A 13,853-nucleotide genomic window follows, 5' to 3' on the forward strand; every position below is an offset into this window, starting at 1 on the left:
GGCGCCCCTCGCGCAACCTCAGTGCCCGTGCTCCTCAGCGGAGCCGAGGTCCGGCTGATCCAGTCGCGGCGCGACGTCGACGTCGTCCTCATCTCCGGGGTCCACCACCACGAACTGGCCCATCATGCCCTGGTCCTCATGCCAGAGGAGATGGCAGTGGTACATGTACGGGACCTCGGTGCTGGTGTGCTCGCCGAAACGCATGATCAGCCGCACCGGCTCATGCGGAGGCAGGTACACGGTGTCCTTCCAGCCGGCCAGCTCGGGCGGCGGGGCCTGCCCGCCCACGGTGAGCACCTGGAACTGGACGTCGTGGACATGGAAGTTGTGCGGCTGGCCGTGGCTGTTCCACACCTCCCAGATCTCGATGGTCCCGGCCGTGACGACCTCGTCGATCCGGTCCATGTCCATCAGCCGCCCGTTGATCCGGTTGGTGCGCAGCTCGAAGCCGCGCACGGTGCCCGCCTCGCGCTCCTCCAACGACTCCAGCGGGACCAGACGCTCCGGCATCGGCGGTGCCGGGCGCAGCGTCGCCGCGGCACGCAGCAGCAGCAGATCCAGCTCGTCCCGGGATCCCGTGGTGTCGGCCATGCCCCGGGTGATGCCCAGCTCCTGCGGGAAGGAGCGCAGCACCGCCTCCTCCCCGGGCTCCATGTCCACCAGGATCTCCGCGCGCTCCCCCGGAGTGAGGATGATCTTCTCCAGCTCCACCGGAGCCGGAAGCAGGCCGCCGTCGGAGGCGATCATCGTCACGGGCCTTCCGTCGGCGAACCCGACGGCGTAGCTGCGCGCCCCCGAGCCGTTGAGGACCCGCAGCCGGGTGCGCGCAGCCGTGACGTCCAGGACGGGCTCCGCCGTCCCGTTGACCAGCACGGTGTCTCCGAGCATGCCGTTGTTCCGGCGCCCGCTCTCCACCAGTCGGCCCCGGGAGTCGAAGCTGCGGTCCTGGAGGATCAGCGGCACGTCATCGACCCCGTACTCCCGCGGCAGGTCCAGCGCCTGCTCCTCGTCGTCGTCGAGGATGAACATCCCCGCGATCCCCCGGTGCACGTGAGCCTCCGTCTGCCCATGCGGATGCGGGTGGTACCAGAGGGTGGCCGCCGGCTGGTCGATGCGCCAGGACGGCTCCCAGGTCTGACCGGGCTCCACCATCTGGTGTGGGCCGCCGTCGGCCTCTGCCGGCAGGCGCATACCGTGCCAGTGCAGACTGGTGGCCTCCGGCAGCGCGTTGGCGAACCGGATCTCCACGGTGTCGCCACGGCTCGCCCGCAGGGTCGGACCCAGGTGGTCGCCGTCGATCCCCCATGTCTCGGTGGGCCCGGCATCCACGATCTGCGAGCTTCCGGTCTGCGCAGTGAGCTCGAAGATCCGGTGAGCGCCGTCGTCGCTCTGCTCATCGATCACAGGCTCCGCCAACGGTGGGATGTGCAGCGGGTTCCGGAAGTCCACCTGGCCGGCGGTGCTGCGCGGGGTGCGGATCTCCGCGAACCCGCAGCCGAAGAGGCTCGCGACGACGGCCAGCGCCACGGTGCCCCCGCCGGCGGCTCCCCACCGCAGCAGGTGGCGACGGTCCATCTCAACCATGGGGACCTCCCGTCGGGACCGGGCGGGCCAGGGGGTGGCTCACCGGGTCGACGTCGTGCCGGGCGGGAAGGGTGGTCCGGGTGCGCCGGGAGCGGGGACGCGGCCTTCGCAGCGCCACCAGGCACAGCCCAGCGGCCAGCAACGTGATGACCACGCCCAACGGCACGTGGATGCTCAGCAGGTGCAGGTGTCCGAGCGCGACCTGTGCGATCTCCAGGATCACCAGCCCCAGGGCCATCACGGGCGCCCAGGCGCTGCCTCCGCCCGGCATCCAGGCCAGGACGCCCAGCACCACCAGCACCATGGAGACCAGGATCAGGGTGCCGCCGACGGCGGCGTGGGCCAGCAGCGGCACGGCGTGGCCGTCCAGGGATCCGCCGGCCAGGAACGGCTGGGCCAGCACCATCAGCGCGTGCAGGATCACGACGGCGGAGAACAGCCACCGCAGGGTCAGGGCGAGGCCGCCGCGCGGCCCGCCCGAGTCATGTCTTTCCATACCTCCGACGCTAGGCGCCGGCGCAGGCGGGAGGACATCGCCTCCGGGCGACAGGGAACCCGGAGACGACCCTGAGGAGACCCGGACACGATGCCCGGACTCCTCGGCAGGGGGTCACCACACGCGGGACGTCAGCTCCGGGTACTTCGGGGACATGTCATCGCCGGAGGAGCGGCCGGTCACCCGACGCTTCACCCACGGGAGCAGGTGCTCCCGGCCCCAGCTGACGTGGTCCACCGTCCGCTCCACCAGCGTCTGGGGCGGCAGCTCGTCGATCTCGGGGTCCTCGATCTCATCGGTCTCGCCGAGGACCTCCAGGACCTGCTTGGCCATCTCGGTGTGCCCGGCGATGCCCAGGTGCATGCGGTCCACGTCCCAGTAGCGCCAGTCCTGGAACTGCTTCATGTGCCAGAAGTCCACCAGGTCTGTGTCGAAGTCGTCGGCGATCTTGCGGACGTGCTCGTTGTAGATGGCCGTGCGCCCGCGCGTCATGTTGAACAGGGGCGCCTTGGCGGAGTCGAATCCGGTGAACAGCACCACCCGGGCCCCGGTGTCGACCAGCTTCTGCGCCGCGAGGCGGTACCTGGCCATGAGCCCGTCGATGTTGACCGCGGGCCGCAGGATGTCGTTCCCCCCGGCGTAGAGGGTCACCAGGGTCGGCTCCATGGCCAGGGCTGCCTCGAGCTGCTCCTCGATGACCTGCGTGAGCTTCTTGCCGCGGATCGCCAGGTTGGCGTACCCCCAGGAGGAGTCGTTGGCGATCAGCTGGGCGGCGACCCGGTCAGCCCATCCCCGGCAGTCATTGGGGCTGGAGGGGTCGATGTCCCCGACACCCTCGGTGAACGAATCGCCCAGGGCCACGAACCGCTTCTCGAACGGGCCGTCGAGTTCATCTGACGCTGACATGCACGAGCTCCTCGGAAGACGATGGGACACCACCCATCACACTATCGCGCGCCGCGATCTGCAGCATCCATCGGGGGATTTCTCGTGGTCCCAGGGCTGGTCCGGGCCTGGGACCACGAGGAATCCCCCGATCGATGAGCCGCAGCCGAGCTCAGTCCAGCAGCTCTCGGATCTGCTCCTCGGTCAGCGGCCGGACCTGCCGGTCCTTGACCAGGAAGGCCAGCTGGGCGGAGACCTCCAGCTCCTCGGCCGCGTTCGACGCCGACTCCAGCGTCTCCCCCGCCACGATGGACCCGTGGTTGGCCAGGATCACGGCGGGCCCCTGGGATGCCGCGGCGCGCAGCTCCGCGTCCACCTCGGCCGATCCGGGACGGTAGTACGGCACCTTGGGCACCTCGCGCCCGACCCGCATCACGAAGTACGGCGTCAGTGCCGGGATCGCCGGGCCGTCCTCGGCCAGGCAGCTGACCGCCGTCACATAGGTGGAGTGCAGATGCACCACGGCCTGCGCCTCGGGGCGGGTCTCATAGATCGCCCGGTGCATGACCACCTCCTTGGAGGGCCGCGGCCCTCCCATATGCCGCCACTGGTGGTCCAGCTCCGCCAGCTCATCCACGCTCAGCCGCCCCAGGGAGGAGTTGGTGGGCGTCATGAGGAACCCATCGGCCGTGCGCACGCTCAGATTCCCCGCGCTGCCCACGGAGAACCCCCTGTCGAACAGGCTGGCTCCGATCTCCACCAGCTGTCGACGCAGCTCAGAGTCACTCACGCACTGGTCCTTCCTTCTCGATGCGGTTCAGTCATCATGCGAAGACGCTCACCGTCAGCAGGGTGACCAGGCTGACGCCCCAGGCGATCGTCGTCGGGACCGACCAGGTGAGCATCTGGTGCTTGGCGTTCGTGACGCCGAGCATACGGTTGACCACCCAGAACATGCTGTCATTGAAGTAGCTGAAGAACATGGACCCCAGGCAGGCGGCCTGCGCGGCCAGCACCATATTCACATCCATGGGGGCCATGATCGGCGCCGAGATGGAGGCGGCGGTGATGATCGCGACCGTCCCGGATCCCTGGATGGCGCGCACCAGCGTGGCGATGACGAAGGGGATCAGCACCGCCGGCAGCGCCAGCCCGGCCGCCCACTGGCCGATCGCGTCGCCCGTGCCGGACTCGCGCAGCACCGCCCCGAGGGCACCACCGGCACCGGTGACCAGCAGGATGATGCCGGCCGACTCCACGCCCTTCTCCAGGTCCGCGATGGTGCCCTGTCGGTCCTGGCCGCGGGTCAGACCATAGATGGCGATGAGCACACCGATCAGCAGCGCGATCACCGGGTTGCCGAAGAAGGCCGCCGTCTGCACGAACCAGTCCGGCAGCGAGATGACCTCGGCCTCGGTGAGGTTGGTGGAGAACGTGTTGAGGAAGATCAGGATGATCGGCGCGAAGATCGGCATCACCGAGATGGCCAGCGAGGGCAGCTCCTTCTCCCGCTCGGCGGCACGCTCCTCGAACTCCGCGAACGCCTCCTTCGGGGAGAGCCTGTCCCCCGTGTCGGCCTCGATCATCGCCTCGATGCGCGGACCCATGACCTTCGCGTAGATCACCACGCACAGCAGCGAGGGGATGGTCAGGATCGCACCCCAGAGGATCATCTCCCCGACGCCGACGCCGAAGATCCCGGCCGCGCCCAGGGGCCCCGGCGTGGGCGGCACCGCGTGGTGGGTGACGGTCAGGCCGCCGGCGAGCGCGATGCCCAGGGTCAGCAGAGACCGCCCGGACGTGCGGCTCAACGACTTCACCAGCGGGGTGAGGATCACGAAGGCGCTGTCCACGAAGATCGGGATCGAGATGATGAACCCGGCCCCGGCGAGCGCCCATTCCTCTCGCTTGCGCCCCAGCCAGCGGATCAGCGTCACGGCGAGCTTCTCGGCCGCGCCGGAGGCCTCCAGCACCCGGCCCATCATCACGCCCAGTCCGATCACCAGACCGATGGTCGACAGGGTCGCACCGAATCCGGTGGTGATCGCCTCGACGACGGCGGCCGGGGCCATCCCCGCGGCCAGTCCGGCGATCGAGGCCGCGATGACCAGGGCCAGCACCGCGTGCACCTTGGTCCGCAGCACCAGGAAGATCAGCAGCGCGACGGCGGCGGCGAGGCCGACGACGGCGGTGATCTCCGTGAGACCTGCAGCTTCTTCTGTCATGGTGTCCTCCTTGACACACGACCGTCCCGGGACCGGGACGGAGTCCTGTTCTCAGCCGATGGACTCGGCTGCCTCGATCTAGTCGACGAACTCGGCGTGATACTGCCGCACGGCGTCCTCGAAGCTGGCGTCGGGGCGGAAGCCCAGCGCCAGGACCCGGTCCACGTCGAAGGCTCCGGGCCAGGAGCGCACGATGCGGCTGATCCGCTCGTCGTGCTCATGGGAGACCCGGGCCAGGGCCTCAGCACCGCCGACCGCTTCGAGGGCGTCCAGCATCTCGGCGACCGTGACGGTCACCCCGGGCAGGTTCAGCACCCGCCAGGCAGGCAGGTGCTCGGGGTTCAGCCGGGCGGCGTGCACCAGGTTCGCCACCACCGTGTCCGGGGAGGACAGCCACAGCCGGGTGTCCCGCGGCACCGGGCACACCGCCTCCTCACCCTGGAGCGGCTCGCGGATGATGCCGCTGGCGAAGGAGGAGACGGCGGTGTTCGGCCGACCGGGTCGCACCGAGATGGTGGGCAGACGGCAGATGCGGGCATCCACGAAGCCGCGGCGGGAGTACTCGTTGACCAGCAGCTCCCCGATCCCCTTGGTGGCCCCATAGGTGGACTCGGGCTGCACCCCCTGAGTCTCGGGGACGACGTCGGGCATCTCCCCGCCGAAGACGGCGATGGAGCTGGTGAACACGAACCGCGGGGCGGTGCCGACAGCGCGGGCGGCCTCCAGCAGGTTCCGGGTGGCGTCGACGTTGACCTCCAGGGCGAGGTCGACGTCGTCCTCCGAGCCGCCGGAGAGCACTGCGGCCAGGTGGTAGATCACCGAGGTCTCGGCGTCGACCAGCTGGGCCAAGGTCTCGGGATCCCCGACGTCGCCCACCACGGAGCGCACGCGGGGATCGTCGACGGGGCATTCGGCGAGGTCCAGGGAGACGACCTCGTCCACCTCGACGGCGAGGTGGCCGGCGTCGTGAGCTTCCAGCAGGGCGGTGATGACACGGCTTCCGAGGAAGCCGGCCCCTCCGGTGACGAGGGCTTTCATGGGTGGTCCTTTCAAAGGCGGGTCGATCAGTGGGGGCGGGTCGGTCAGTGGGGCGGGTCGGTCAGCAGCAGGTCCACGCCGAGATCGCGGGCACGCTCCCGGGCGGCCTCGGGAAGCTCGGGGTCGGAGACGAGGCCGTCGAAGGCGCCGAGGGGCACGGCTTTGAAGGCGGCGACCCGGCCGTACTTGCTGCTGTCGGTGACCAGGTAGCTGTGGGCGGCGTTCTCCACCAGCGCGCGCTTGACCACGGTCTTCGCATCCGAGGGGACCGAGAGTCCCCGCAGGTCGAAGGAGGAGGCGGAGACGAAGGCGATGTCGATGTTGTAGTCGTCGATCTCCGCGGCCGTCACAGGGCCCTGCGTGGAGAGGTTGGCGCTGTCGAGCTGGCCGCCCAGCACATGGACCCGGGCCTGCGGGTGCTCCCCCGCGGCGGCGGCCACGGCCAGGTCATTGGTGATGATGTCGCCCGGACCGGCGGCGCCGTCGGCGGCCATCCGGACCAGTCGGCGCGCCAGGGCGAGCATGGTGGTCCCGGCATCGAGGTAGACGACGTCGCCAGCGCCGACCAAGGCGGCGGCTCGCGCCGCGATGGCCTCCTTCTCCGCGGGCCGGAGTCCGAGCTTGGTCTGGTGGGTCGCGTCCAGGGCGATGCGCGAGGGCAGGGCGACCCCGCCGTCCACGGAGACGAGCCGCCCGGCCTCCTCCAGGCGCCGGATGTCCCGGCGGACCGTCATATGGGAGACCCCGAGCGTCTGGGTCAGCGCGGCGATGCTGGCCGAGCCCTCCTCCTCGACCAGGTGCAGGAGGCGACGGCGGCGTTCGTCGGGAATCATCGGGCCTCCCCCTGGAATCGGTGGAGCCAGCCGAGCCCGGCTGTGGTCTCTCCGGCGGGCCGGTACTCGGCTCCGATCCACCCGGTGTAGCCGACCTCGTCCAGCACGCCCAGCAGGTGCTGCAGGTCCAGCTCCCCTCCGTCGGGCTCGTGGCGGTCCGGCACCGAGGCGATCTGCACGTGCGCGGTGATGTCCGCCGTGGCCCGGATGAGCTCGGACAGGTCACCCTGGATGATCTGCGCGTGGTAGAGATCCAGCTGGAGGGCCACCGCGGGGTGGTCGATCTCGGCGATCATCTCCCGGGCCAGCTCCACCGAATCCAGGTGATAGCCGGGCATGTCACGGGTGTTGATGGGCTCGACGAGCACGGTGACCCCGTGGGCGGCGGCCTGCTCCGCGGCGTACCGCAGACGGGCCACGTACCGCTCACGGATCTGCTGTGCAGACCCCGCATCCGTTCCGGGAACCCCGGCCATGACGTGCAGCCGGCCGCAGCCGAGGGCCTGTGCGTACTGCAGGGCTGTCTCCACGCCGGCGCGGAACTCCTCCTCCCGTCCCGGCAGGGTCGCCAGGCCGCGCTCTCCGACGGACCAGTCGCCCGGAGGCATGTTGAACAGCACCTGATCCACGCCCGCGGCGCGGCGGGCCGCGGCGACGACGGCGGCGTCGTGGTCGTAGGGGAACAAGTACTCCACGCCGGTGAAGCCGGCGTCGGCGGCCGCTGGAAACGGTCCAGGAAGGGCAGCTCGGTGAACAGCATGCTCAGATTGGCGGCGAAGCGGGTCATGTCAACTCCCGGAGGCAGTGTCAGGGGTGGGGTCAGCGGCGGTCGCGGGAACCATCCGCTGAGCTGCGGCGAAGAAGTCCTCGTCCCCGAAGTTTCCGGATTTCAGCGCGAGGTCGAGACGGTCCGGGCCGTCCGCGAGCGTCCGTGTCCAGGGCACGCCCGGGGCGATCTGCGGGCCGACCTCGAAGCCGTCCACGCCCAGCGCCTGGGTGACGGCCCCCGAGGTCTCCCCACCGGCGGCGATGAACCGGGTGGTGCCGGCCTCGCGCGCGGCGGCGGCGACACGGCCGAAGAACTCTTCGACGGCGGCGGAGACCCGGGCGGCTCCGTGGCGGTCCTGCCAGGCGCGCACCTCCTCCGGAGGGGCGGTGGCGTAGACCAGCGGGGCAGTCTCGGCGTCGTGCTGGGTCTGCTGCACCCAGGCGGCGGTCTCCGCGGCGTAGGCCGCGCCGCGGGCGATGACCTGGTCGACGTCGACGCCTCGACTCGGCGCCTGCGCGCAGTAGGCCTCGACCTGCCGGTTGGTCATCTCCGAGCAGGACCCGGAGAGCACCACGGCGGCGCCGCCGGTGAAGCCCCAGGCCTCCGTGCCACCGGAGCCGCCACCAGACACTCCGGACGCCGCGCCAGTGAGGCTGCGGGCCAGGCCCGAGCCGATCCCGGACCCGCCGGTCACGAATCGGAGATCCCGGACGGCCGCCCCGATGATGTCCAGCTGATCCATGTCGATCGTGTCGATCACCGCATACCGGGCCCCGTCGACCCGGGCCTCCTGCAGCGCCTCACGGACCGCCGCGGCTCCGCGGGCGACGACGGCATGCGGCACCTTCACCGCACGCCCGGCGCTCTGCGCCTCCATCAGCCGCAGGAGATCAGAGTCCCGCATCGGCGTCACCGGATGGTCGCGCATGCCGGACTCGTGCAGCGGCTGGTGGTGGACGAAGAGATTCCCCTGGTAGACGGTGCGTCCGTTGACGGGCAGGGCCGGCACCAGCACGGTGAGGTCCTCCCCCAGGTGATCGAGCAGCGCGTCCGTGACCGGACCGATATTGCCCTCCGCGGTGGAGTCGAAGGTGGAACAGTACTTGAACTGGATCCGCTCGGCTCCCAGAGCCTCCAGCAGACGGCACGCGTCCAGGCTCTGCGCGACGGCCTCGGACGCCGGGATGGACCGCGACTTCAGACTGATGACCACCGCATCGACGTCGGCCGGCAGCCCGAGGGCGGCGGCGAGATCCGCCGCCGAGCCGTGCGCGTCCTGCGGGGTCTGGGCCCGGATCGACCCGTCGGGCTGGACAGGACTGTTGAGCTGCAGAGGTTCGTTGAGCTGCAGAGGCCCATTCAGTTGAACGGTGCGCAGCCCAGCGGCCACGAGGAAACCGGCGATGTCGGTCGCGCCGGTGAAGTCATCGGCGATGACGCCGAGTCGAAGCGGCATCCTGCGCCCCTCTCTGGTGAACTCTGCTCTCTGGTGAACTCCGCGGCGCCGCCTCGGCGGACACCGGATGTTGCGATCTGTGAACCTCGCACGCTGGGTTCACATACGCTAACATCATGGGTGCCGTCCTGTGAAGCGGATCACGCCCACCATCTGTCAGGAGCGACCCATGAGCGCCACGCCCACCACCTCTCCCCAGCCCGCCCTGCGCGTCACCTTCGTCGGTGTCGGCGCGATCGGCCTGCCCATGGCCGAACAGATCGCTCGCGCCGGCCATCAGGTGACCGGAGTGGACCCCTCCCCCGCCCGCCGCACACTGGCCGCTGAGCTCGGCCTGGCCACGGAGGAGGCTCCCGACTCCGCCCAGGACGCCGACGCCGTCGTCGTCATGGTGGCCACCCCGGAGCAGCTGGACGCGGCCGTTCTGGGCGACGACGAGGCGTCACCCGGCCTTCTGGCGCGCATGCGCCCGGGAGCCAGCCTGATCGTGATGAGCACGGTGGGCCCCGAGGCGGTGCGGCCCTCGCGGACCCGGCTGCGCGCGGCAGGTCCGGCTGCTGGACGTCCCGGTGACCGGCGGTGTGGCCGGGGCACAGAAGGGCGCGCTGCGGCTCTTCGCCTCCGGCGCACCCGGCGACGTCGCCGCAAACCGTGATCTGCTGGGCACGATGGGCACCGTGGTCGATTGCGGCGAGCAGGTCGGACGCGGGCAGGCGTTCAAGGCCGTGAACCAGCTGCTGTGCTCGGTGCACATCGTCGCCGCCGCCGAGGCCCTGGCCCTCGCGGAGACGCTCGGCCTGGAGCCGGAGGCAGTCCTCGACGCGGTCTCCGCCGGGGCCGCGGCATCGTGGATGCTGGCTGACCGCGGCCCGCGCATGCTCGAAGGCCTCGCCGGCGTCGAGCCGGAGGTGCGCAGCGCGGTGGGGATCTTCGTCAAGGACTCCGGACTGGTGGCGGAGATCGCCGCCGCCCACGACCTCGACACCCCGCTGCTGCGTGCCGCCCAGGCGAAGTACGCCGAGGCCGCCGCAGCCGGGCTCATCGGCCAGGACGACTCCCAGGTGATCCGCACCTACCGCTGAGGCGCGCTCCTCAGCCGGTCAGCCGTGCAGCGGATTCGCCCCGGGCGGGACCTCCTCGGCGGCCAGCGGGCCGGGCGCCGTCGCGCCCTCGGGGAAGGGAGACCCTCCCAGCCGCTCCCGCCCGTGGGCGGAGAGCCAGCTCCCCAGCTCCGGTCCCTCCGGGACGATCTGCGTGGGGTTCACGTCCTCGTGGACCACGTAGTAGTGGCGCTTGATCTGGTCGAAGTCGACCGTGTCGCCGAAGCCGGGGGTCTGGAAGAGGTCCCGCGCGTAGGCCCACAGATTCGGCATCTCGGTGAGCTTGGTGCGGTTGCATTTGAAGTGCCCGTGGTAGACGGGGTCGAAGCGCACCAGCGTGGTGAACAGCCGGACATCGGCCTCGGTGATGTGCTCGCCCATGAGGTACCGGCGGTCGGCCAGCCGATCCTCCAACCAGTCCAGGGCGGTGAACAGGCGGTCGTAGGCCTCCGAGTAGGCACGTTGGGAGCCGGCGAATCCGCACCGGTAGACCCCATTGTTGACCTCGGTGAAGATCCGCTTGATCACCGGCAGCATGTCCTCGATCAGGTCTGAGGGGATTAGATCGGGCGCACCCTCGCGGTGGTGTGCTCGCCACTGGGTGGAGAGGTCGAACGTCAGCTGCGGGTAGTTGTTGGTGACCACGCCGCCGGACGGGATGTCCACCAGGGCGGGCACAGTGATGCCCCGCGGGTAGTCGGGGAACCGAGCGAAGTAGTTCTCCTGCAGGCGTTCGGTACCCAGGACGGGGTCGCGGCCGTCCTCGGTGAGGTCGAAGGTCCAGGAGCGGACGTCATGCACCGGCCCCGGCGTGGCCAGGGAGATGACGTCCTCCAGCCCCAGCAGCCGGCGCACGATGATGGACCGGTGCGCCCACGGGCAGGCCCGCGCCGCCACCAGCCGGTACCGACCGGCTTCCACCGGCCAGGCCTCGGCCCCCTCGGTGAGCCCGGCGATCCGCGGGTCCCCGATGGTCGAGCTCTCCTCCTTGGCAGCGGCCCGGACGGCGTCGACGTCGGCCACCACGCGGTCTTCGATGTAGTTCGTGTCCCGGGTGAACTCCTCACCGGTCACATACGCCCCGGCGGTGGAATGCTCCGTGCCGGCGGTGGGCTGGGGGTCAGCGGTGTCAGCGCTCTCCGTGGTGCGCTCCTGTGCGGGTGCCATGGGGCCAGCCTACGACGCGGCCCCAGCCGGTGGAACAGGCCACAGAGTCACCGTCACCTGGCGTACCGGACGCCCTTGCCGTCCTACAGTGGTGCCATGACCTCGACGACGACGTCCCGACCTGCCGCTGCGCCGCTGTCCGTGCAGCGGCTCCTCTGTGAGAACCCCTCCCCCATGACCCTGGAGGGGACCACCACCTACGTGCTCGCCGGCCGGGACGCGTCGCCGTCGTCGACGGGGCCGGCGGACCACCCGGAGCACGTCGAGGCGGTCCTGACCGCCGTCGCCGGGCGTCCCGTGGCGCAGATCCTGGTCACCCACCGCCACCGGGACCACACCGGAGCCGCACCGGCCCTGGCGGAACGGACCGGCGCCCCGGTCCGCGGATTCGACCCCGAGCAAGGCCTCCCCGGCGCCGACGGCCTCTTCCCGCACCCGCTGAGCGACCGCGAGCGGATCGACCTGGGCGGGGCGGCGGTGGAGCTGGTGCACACCCCCGGCCACACCTCAGACTCCGTGAGCCTGTTCCTGCCGCAGGCGCAGCTCGTCGCCGAGTCCGGGGACGAACGTCTCGGCCCGGGGCCCGCCGGACCGGCCGCGATGATGCTCACCGGCGACACCCTCCTGGGCCGCGGCACCACTATGCTCGACCACCCGGACGGCACGCTCACCGACTACCTGGCCAGCCTGGAGTGCCTCATCGGCTACGGCGATGCGCTCCTGCTGCCCGCCCACGGCCCCGCCCAGCCGTCGCTGGCGAAGACCGCCCGCCGGTACCTGGCGCACCGCCACGAACGGCTGGATCAGGTCCGGGCGCTCATCGCGGAGGCCCGGCAGGGCACGACGACGGCCTCCTCACCCGCTGCGCCCGAGGACCCGGAGCAGCTGGGCCGGATGCTGTACGGCGAGGACAGCCCGGTCCCGCAGCGGGTCACCACACGGATCGCCGCCGCCCAGCTGGACCACCTGCGCAGGCTCGGCGAGATCTGACCTCCGCGGCGCCGACGCAGGCCCACGGACGCATCCGCGCGTAGGCTCTGCTGCATGGGTGAACACATGCTCGTGGAGAATCTGCTCTCCACCTGGTGGATCGTCGTGGCCGCGTTCCTCGCCCCGCTGCTGGCGCTGGCCACGCGCCGCAAGATCCCCGACGTCGTCTGGCTGCTGCTGCTCGGGATGCTCATCGGCCCCTTCGGGCTGCAACTGGCGGAGCAGACCGAGGCGGTGGGCTTCCTCCGCGAACTGGGCATGGGGTTCCTGTTCCTGCTGGCGGGACTGGAGATCAACACCGGCCAGATGCGCGGACGGCAGGGGCGCGCCGCCGCCCTGACCTGGGTGATCTGCCTGGCCTTGGGCATCGGGGCAGGCCTGCTGGTCACCCAGGGGCAGATCCATGTGGCGATCGTGTTCGCCATCGCCTCCACCTCCACCGCGCTGGGCACCCTGCTGCCGATCCTCAAGGACTCGGGCGCCGCCGGCTCACCCCTGGGCGGGGCGACCATGCTGCACGGGGCGCTGGGCGAGCTGGGACCCATCGTGGCCATGTCGTTGCTGCTCTCCACCCGGGGCACGCTCGGTGCGGCGATGGTGCTGGTCGGGTTCGCGGTGGCCGCCGTCGTCGTGGTGCTGGTGCCCCACCGGCTGTTCACCCGCATCCCGCTGTTGGGGCGGGCCATGGCGGTGGGGGCGAACACCACCATGCAGACCACGCTGCGCTTCACCGTACTGGTCCTGCTGACGCTGATGCTGCTGACTGCGGTCCTCGAGCTCGACGTCGCGCTCGGTGCCTTCGCCGCCGGGATGCTGCTGAGCGCCGTGCTCTCCGGCATGGCCCCCGAGCACGGGCACACGCTGGTGCACAAGGTGGAGGTCATCGGGTTCAGCTTCCTGATCCCGGTGTTCTTCGTGACCAGCGGCATGGGGATCGACCTGGGGTCGGTGGTCACCCAGTGGCCCATGCTGCTGGGCTTCGTGGCCGCCATCCTCGCGGTGCGCGGACTGCCGGTGTTCCTGCGCGAACAGCTCACCGAGACGCACTCCGGACTGCGCACCGTCCGCGAGCGCCTCGCCCTGGCGCTCTATGCCTCCACGGGTCTGCCGATCATCGTGGCCGTCACGCAGATCGCCGTCTCCTCCGGGCTGATCGACGAGGCGGTCGCCTCCGTGATGGTCACCGGCGGGGCCATCACCGTGCTGGTCTGCCCGATGCTGGCGCAGATGGTGGAGCAGGGCCGGCCGACGGCCCCCTCCTACGACGGCGCCTGAGCGGCAGGGGCTGAGGGGTTCAGAGGCACAGGGGC

At 70.8% G+C, this 13,853-nt stretch carries 12 protein-coding genes and 1 pseudogene; 3 read left to right on the top strand and 10 right to left on the bottom strand.

From position 1 onward, the window contains the following. Positions 1–18: 18 nt before the first annotated feature. The 9 genes from BCY76_RS05905 to otnK form a co-directional block, all read right to left on the bottom strand. Positions 19–1,584, bottom strand: coding sequence for a multicopper oxidase family protein (locus BCY76_RS05905; RefSeq protein WP_237089999.1), 1,566 nt, complete (start codon positions 1,582–1,584; stop codon positions 19–21). After that, positions 1,577–2,080, bottom strand: coding sequence for a hypothetical protein (locus BCY76_RS05910; protein WP_070159189.1), 504 nt, complete (start codon positions 2,078–2,080; stop codon positions 1,577–1,579). Before BCY76_RS05910 ends, BCY76_RS05905 begins: the two co-directional genes overlap by 8 nt. Positions 2,081–2,194: 114 nt before the next feature. Continuing rightward, positions 2,195–2,986 (bottom strand): SGNH/GDSL hydrolase family protein, encoded by a 792-nt coding sequence (locus tag BCY76_RS05915; RefSeq protein WP_070159190.1) that lies wholly within the window; start codon positions 2,984–2,986, stop codon positions 2,195–2,197. A 151-nt stretch (positions 2,987–3,137) separates the two neighbouring features. Then, complete coding sequence (gene otnC / locus BCY76_RS05920; RefSeq protein ID WP_070159191.1) at positions 3,138–3,755, bottom strand: 3-oxo-tetronate 4-phosphate decarboxylase; 618 nt, start codon at positions 3,753–3,755, stop codon at positions 3,138–3,140. Between the two features lie 34 nt (positions 3,756–3,789). Further along, positions 3,790–5,190 (bottom strand): GntP family permease, encoded by a 1,401-nt coding sequence (locus tag BCY76_RS05925; RefSeq protein ID WP_070159192.1) that lies wholly within the window; start codon positions 5,188–5,190, stop codon positions 3,790–3,792. 78 nt (positions 5,191–5,268) lie between these two features. After that, positions 5,269–6,228: a D-erythronate dehydrogenase gene (gene denD, locus BCY76_RS05930; protein ID WP_070159193.1), complete on the bottom strand. Its 960-nt coding sequence runs from the start codon at positions 6,226–6,228 to the stop codon at positions 5,269–5,271. Positions 6,229–6,272: 44 nt separating this feature from the next. Next, on the bottom strand, positions 6,273–7,061 hold the full coding sequence (locus BCY76_RS05935; protein ID WP_070159194.1) for a DeoR/GlpR family DNA-binding transcription regulator: 789 nt from the start codon (positions 7,059–7,061) through the stop codon (positions 6,273–6,275). After that, positions 7,058–7,756 (bottom strand): hydroxypyruvate isomerase family protein, encoded by a 699-nt coding sequence (locus tag BCY76_RS05940; protein ID WP_237090000.1) that lies wholly within the window; start codon positions 7,754–7,756, stop codon positions 7,058–7,060. The genes BCY76_RS05935 and BCY76_RS05940 overlap by 4 nt, the downstream gene beginning before the upstream one ends. A gap of 93 nt (positions 7,757–7,849) precedes the next feature. Then, entirely contained in the window at positions 7,850–9,286 is a 1,437-nt protein-coding gene (gene otnK, locus BCY76_RS05945) for a 3-oxo-tetronate kinase (RefSeq protein ID WP_070159195.1), read from the bottom strand. Positions 9,287–9,510: 224 nt separating this feature from the next. Between otnK and BCY76_RS20290 the strand changes: the two are divergent. Next, positions 9,511–10,368: pseudogene (locus BCY76_RS20290) on the top strand (NAD(P)-dependent oxidoreductase); the annotation flags it as partial. An 18-nt stretch (positions 10,369–10,386) separates the two neighbouring features. On the opposite strand, the gene BCY76_RS05955 reads toward BCY76_RS20290, so the two are convergent. Then, positions 10,387–11,553: a glutathione S-transferase family protein gene (locus tag BCY76_RS05955; RefSeq protein WP_070159197.1), complete on the bottom strand. Its 1,167-nt coding sequence runs from the start codon at positions 11,551–11,553 to the stop codon at positions 10,387–10,389. Between the two features lie 96 nt (positions 11,554–11,649). Between BCY76_RS05955 and BCY76_RS05960 the strand changes: the two genes are divergently transcribed. Together BCY76_RS05960 and BCY76_RS05965 are read left to right on the top strand one after the other, a co-directional pair. After that, positions 11,650–12,543: an MBL fold metallo-hydrolase gene (locus BCY76_RS05960; protein WP_085437344.1), complete on the top strand. Its 894-nt coding sequence runs from the start codon at positions 11,650–11,652 to the stop codon at positions 12,541–12,543. A 54-nt stretch (positions 12,544–12,597) separates the two neighbouring features. Next, positions 12,598–13,818 (top strand): cation:proton antiporter, encoded by a 1,221-nt coding sequence (locus BCY76_RS05965; RefSeq protein WP_070159199.1) that lies wholly within the window; start codon positions 12,598–12,600, stop codon positions 13,816–13,818. Positions 13,819–13,853 lie beyond the last annotated feature (35 nt).

This window comes from Nesterenkonia sp. PF2B19 (assembly GCF_001758425.2).
Classification (GTDB): Bacteria; Actinomycetota; Actinomycetes; order Actinomycetales; family Micrococcaceae; genus Nesterenkonia; species Nesterenkonia aethiopica.

What these genes read in the sequence shown, in the direction of transcription:
- BCY76_RS05905 (WP_237089999.1), bottom strand. Translation starts at nt 1,584, where the DNA reads ATGGTTGAGATGGACCGTCGCCACCTGCTGCGGTGGGGAGCCGCCGGC.
- BCY76_RS05910 (WP_070159189.1), bottom strand. Translation starts at nt 2,080, where the DNA reads ATGGAAAGACATGACTCGGGCGGGCCGCGCGGCGGCCTCGCCCTGACC.
- BCY76_RS05915 (WP_070159190.1), bottom strand. Translation starts at nt 2,986, where the DNA reads ATGTCAGCGTCAGATGAACTCGACGGCCCGTTCGAGAAGCGGTTCGTG.
- BCY76_RS05925 (WP_070159192.1), bottom strand. Translation starts at nt 5,190, where the DNA reads ATGACAGAAGAAGCTGCAGGTCTCACGGAGATCACCGCCGTCGTCGGC.
- denD (WP_070159193.1), bottom strand. Translation starts at nt 6,228, where the DNA reads ATGAAAGCCCTCGTCACCGGAGGGGCCGGCTTCCTCGGAAGCCGTGTC.
- BCY76_RS05935 (WP_070159194.1), bottom strand. Translation starts at nt 7,061, where the DNA reads ATGATTCCCGACGAACGCCGCCGTCGCCTCCTGCACCTGGTCGAGGAG.
- otnK (WP_070159195.1), bottom strand. Translation starts at nt 9,286, where the DNA reads ATGCCGCTTCGACTCGGCGTCATCGCCGATGACTTCACCGGCGCGACC.
- BCY76_RS05955 (WP_070159197.1), bottom strand. Translation starts at nt 11,553, where the DNA reads ATGGCACCCGCACAGGAGCGCACCACGGAGAGCGCTGACACCGCTGAC.
- BCY76_RS05960 (WP_085437344.1), top strand. Translation starts at nt 11,650, where the DNA reads ATGACCTCGACGACGACGTCCCGACCTGCCGCTGCGCCGCTGTCCGTG.
- BCY76_RS05965 (WP_070159199.1), top strand. Translation starts at nt 12,598, where the DNA reads ATGGGTGAACACATGCTCGTGGAGAATCTGCTCTCCACCTGGTGGATC.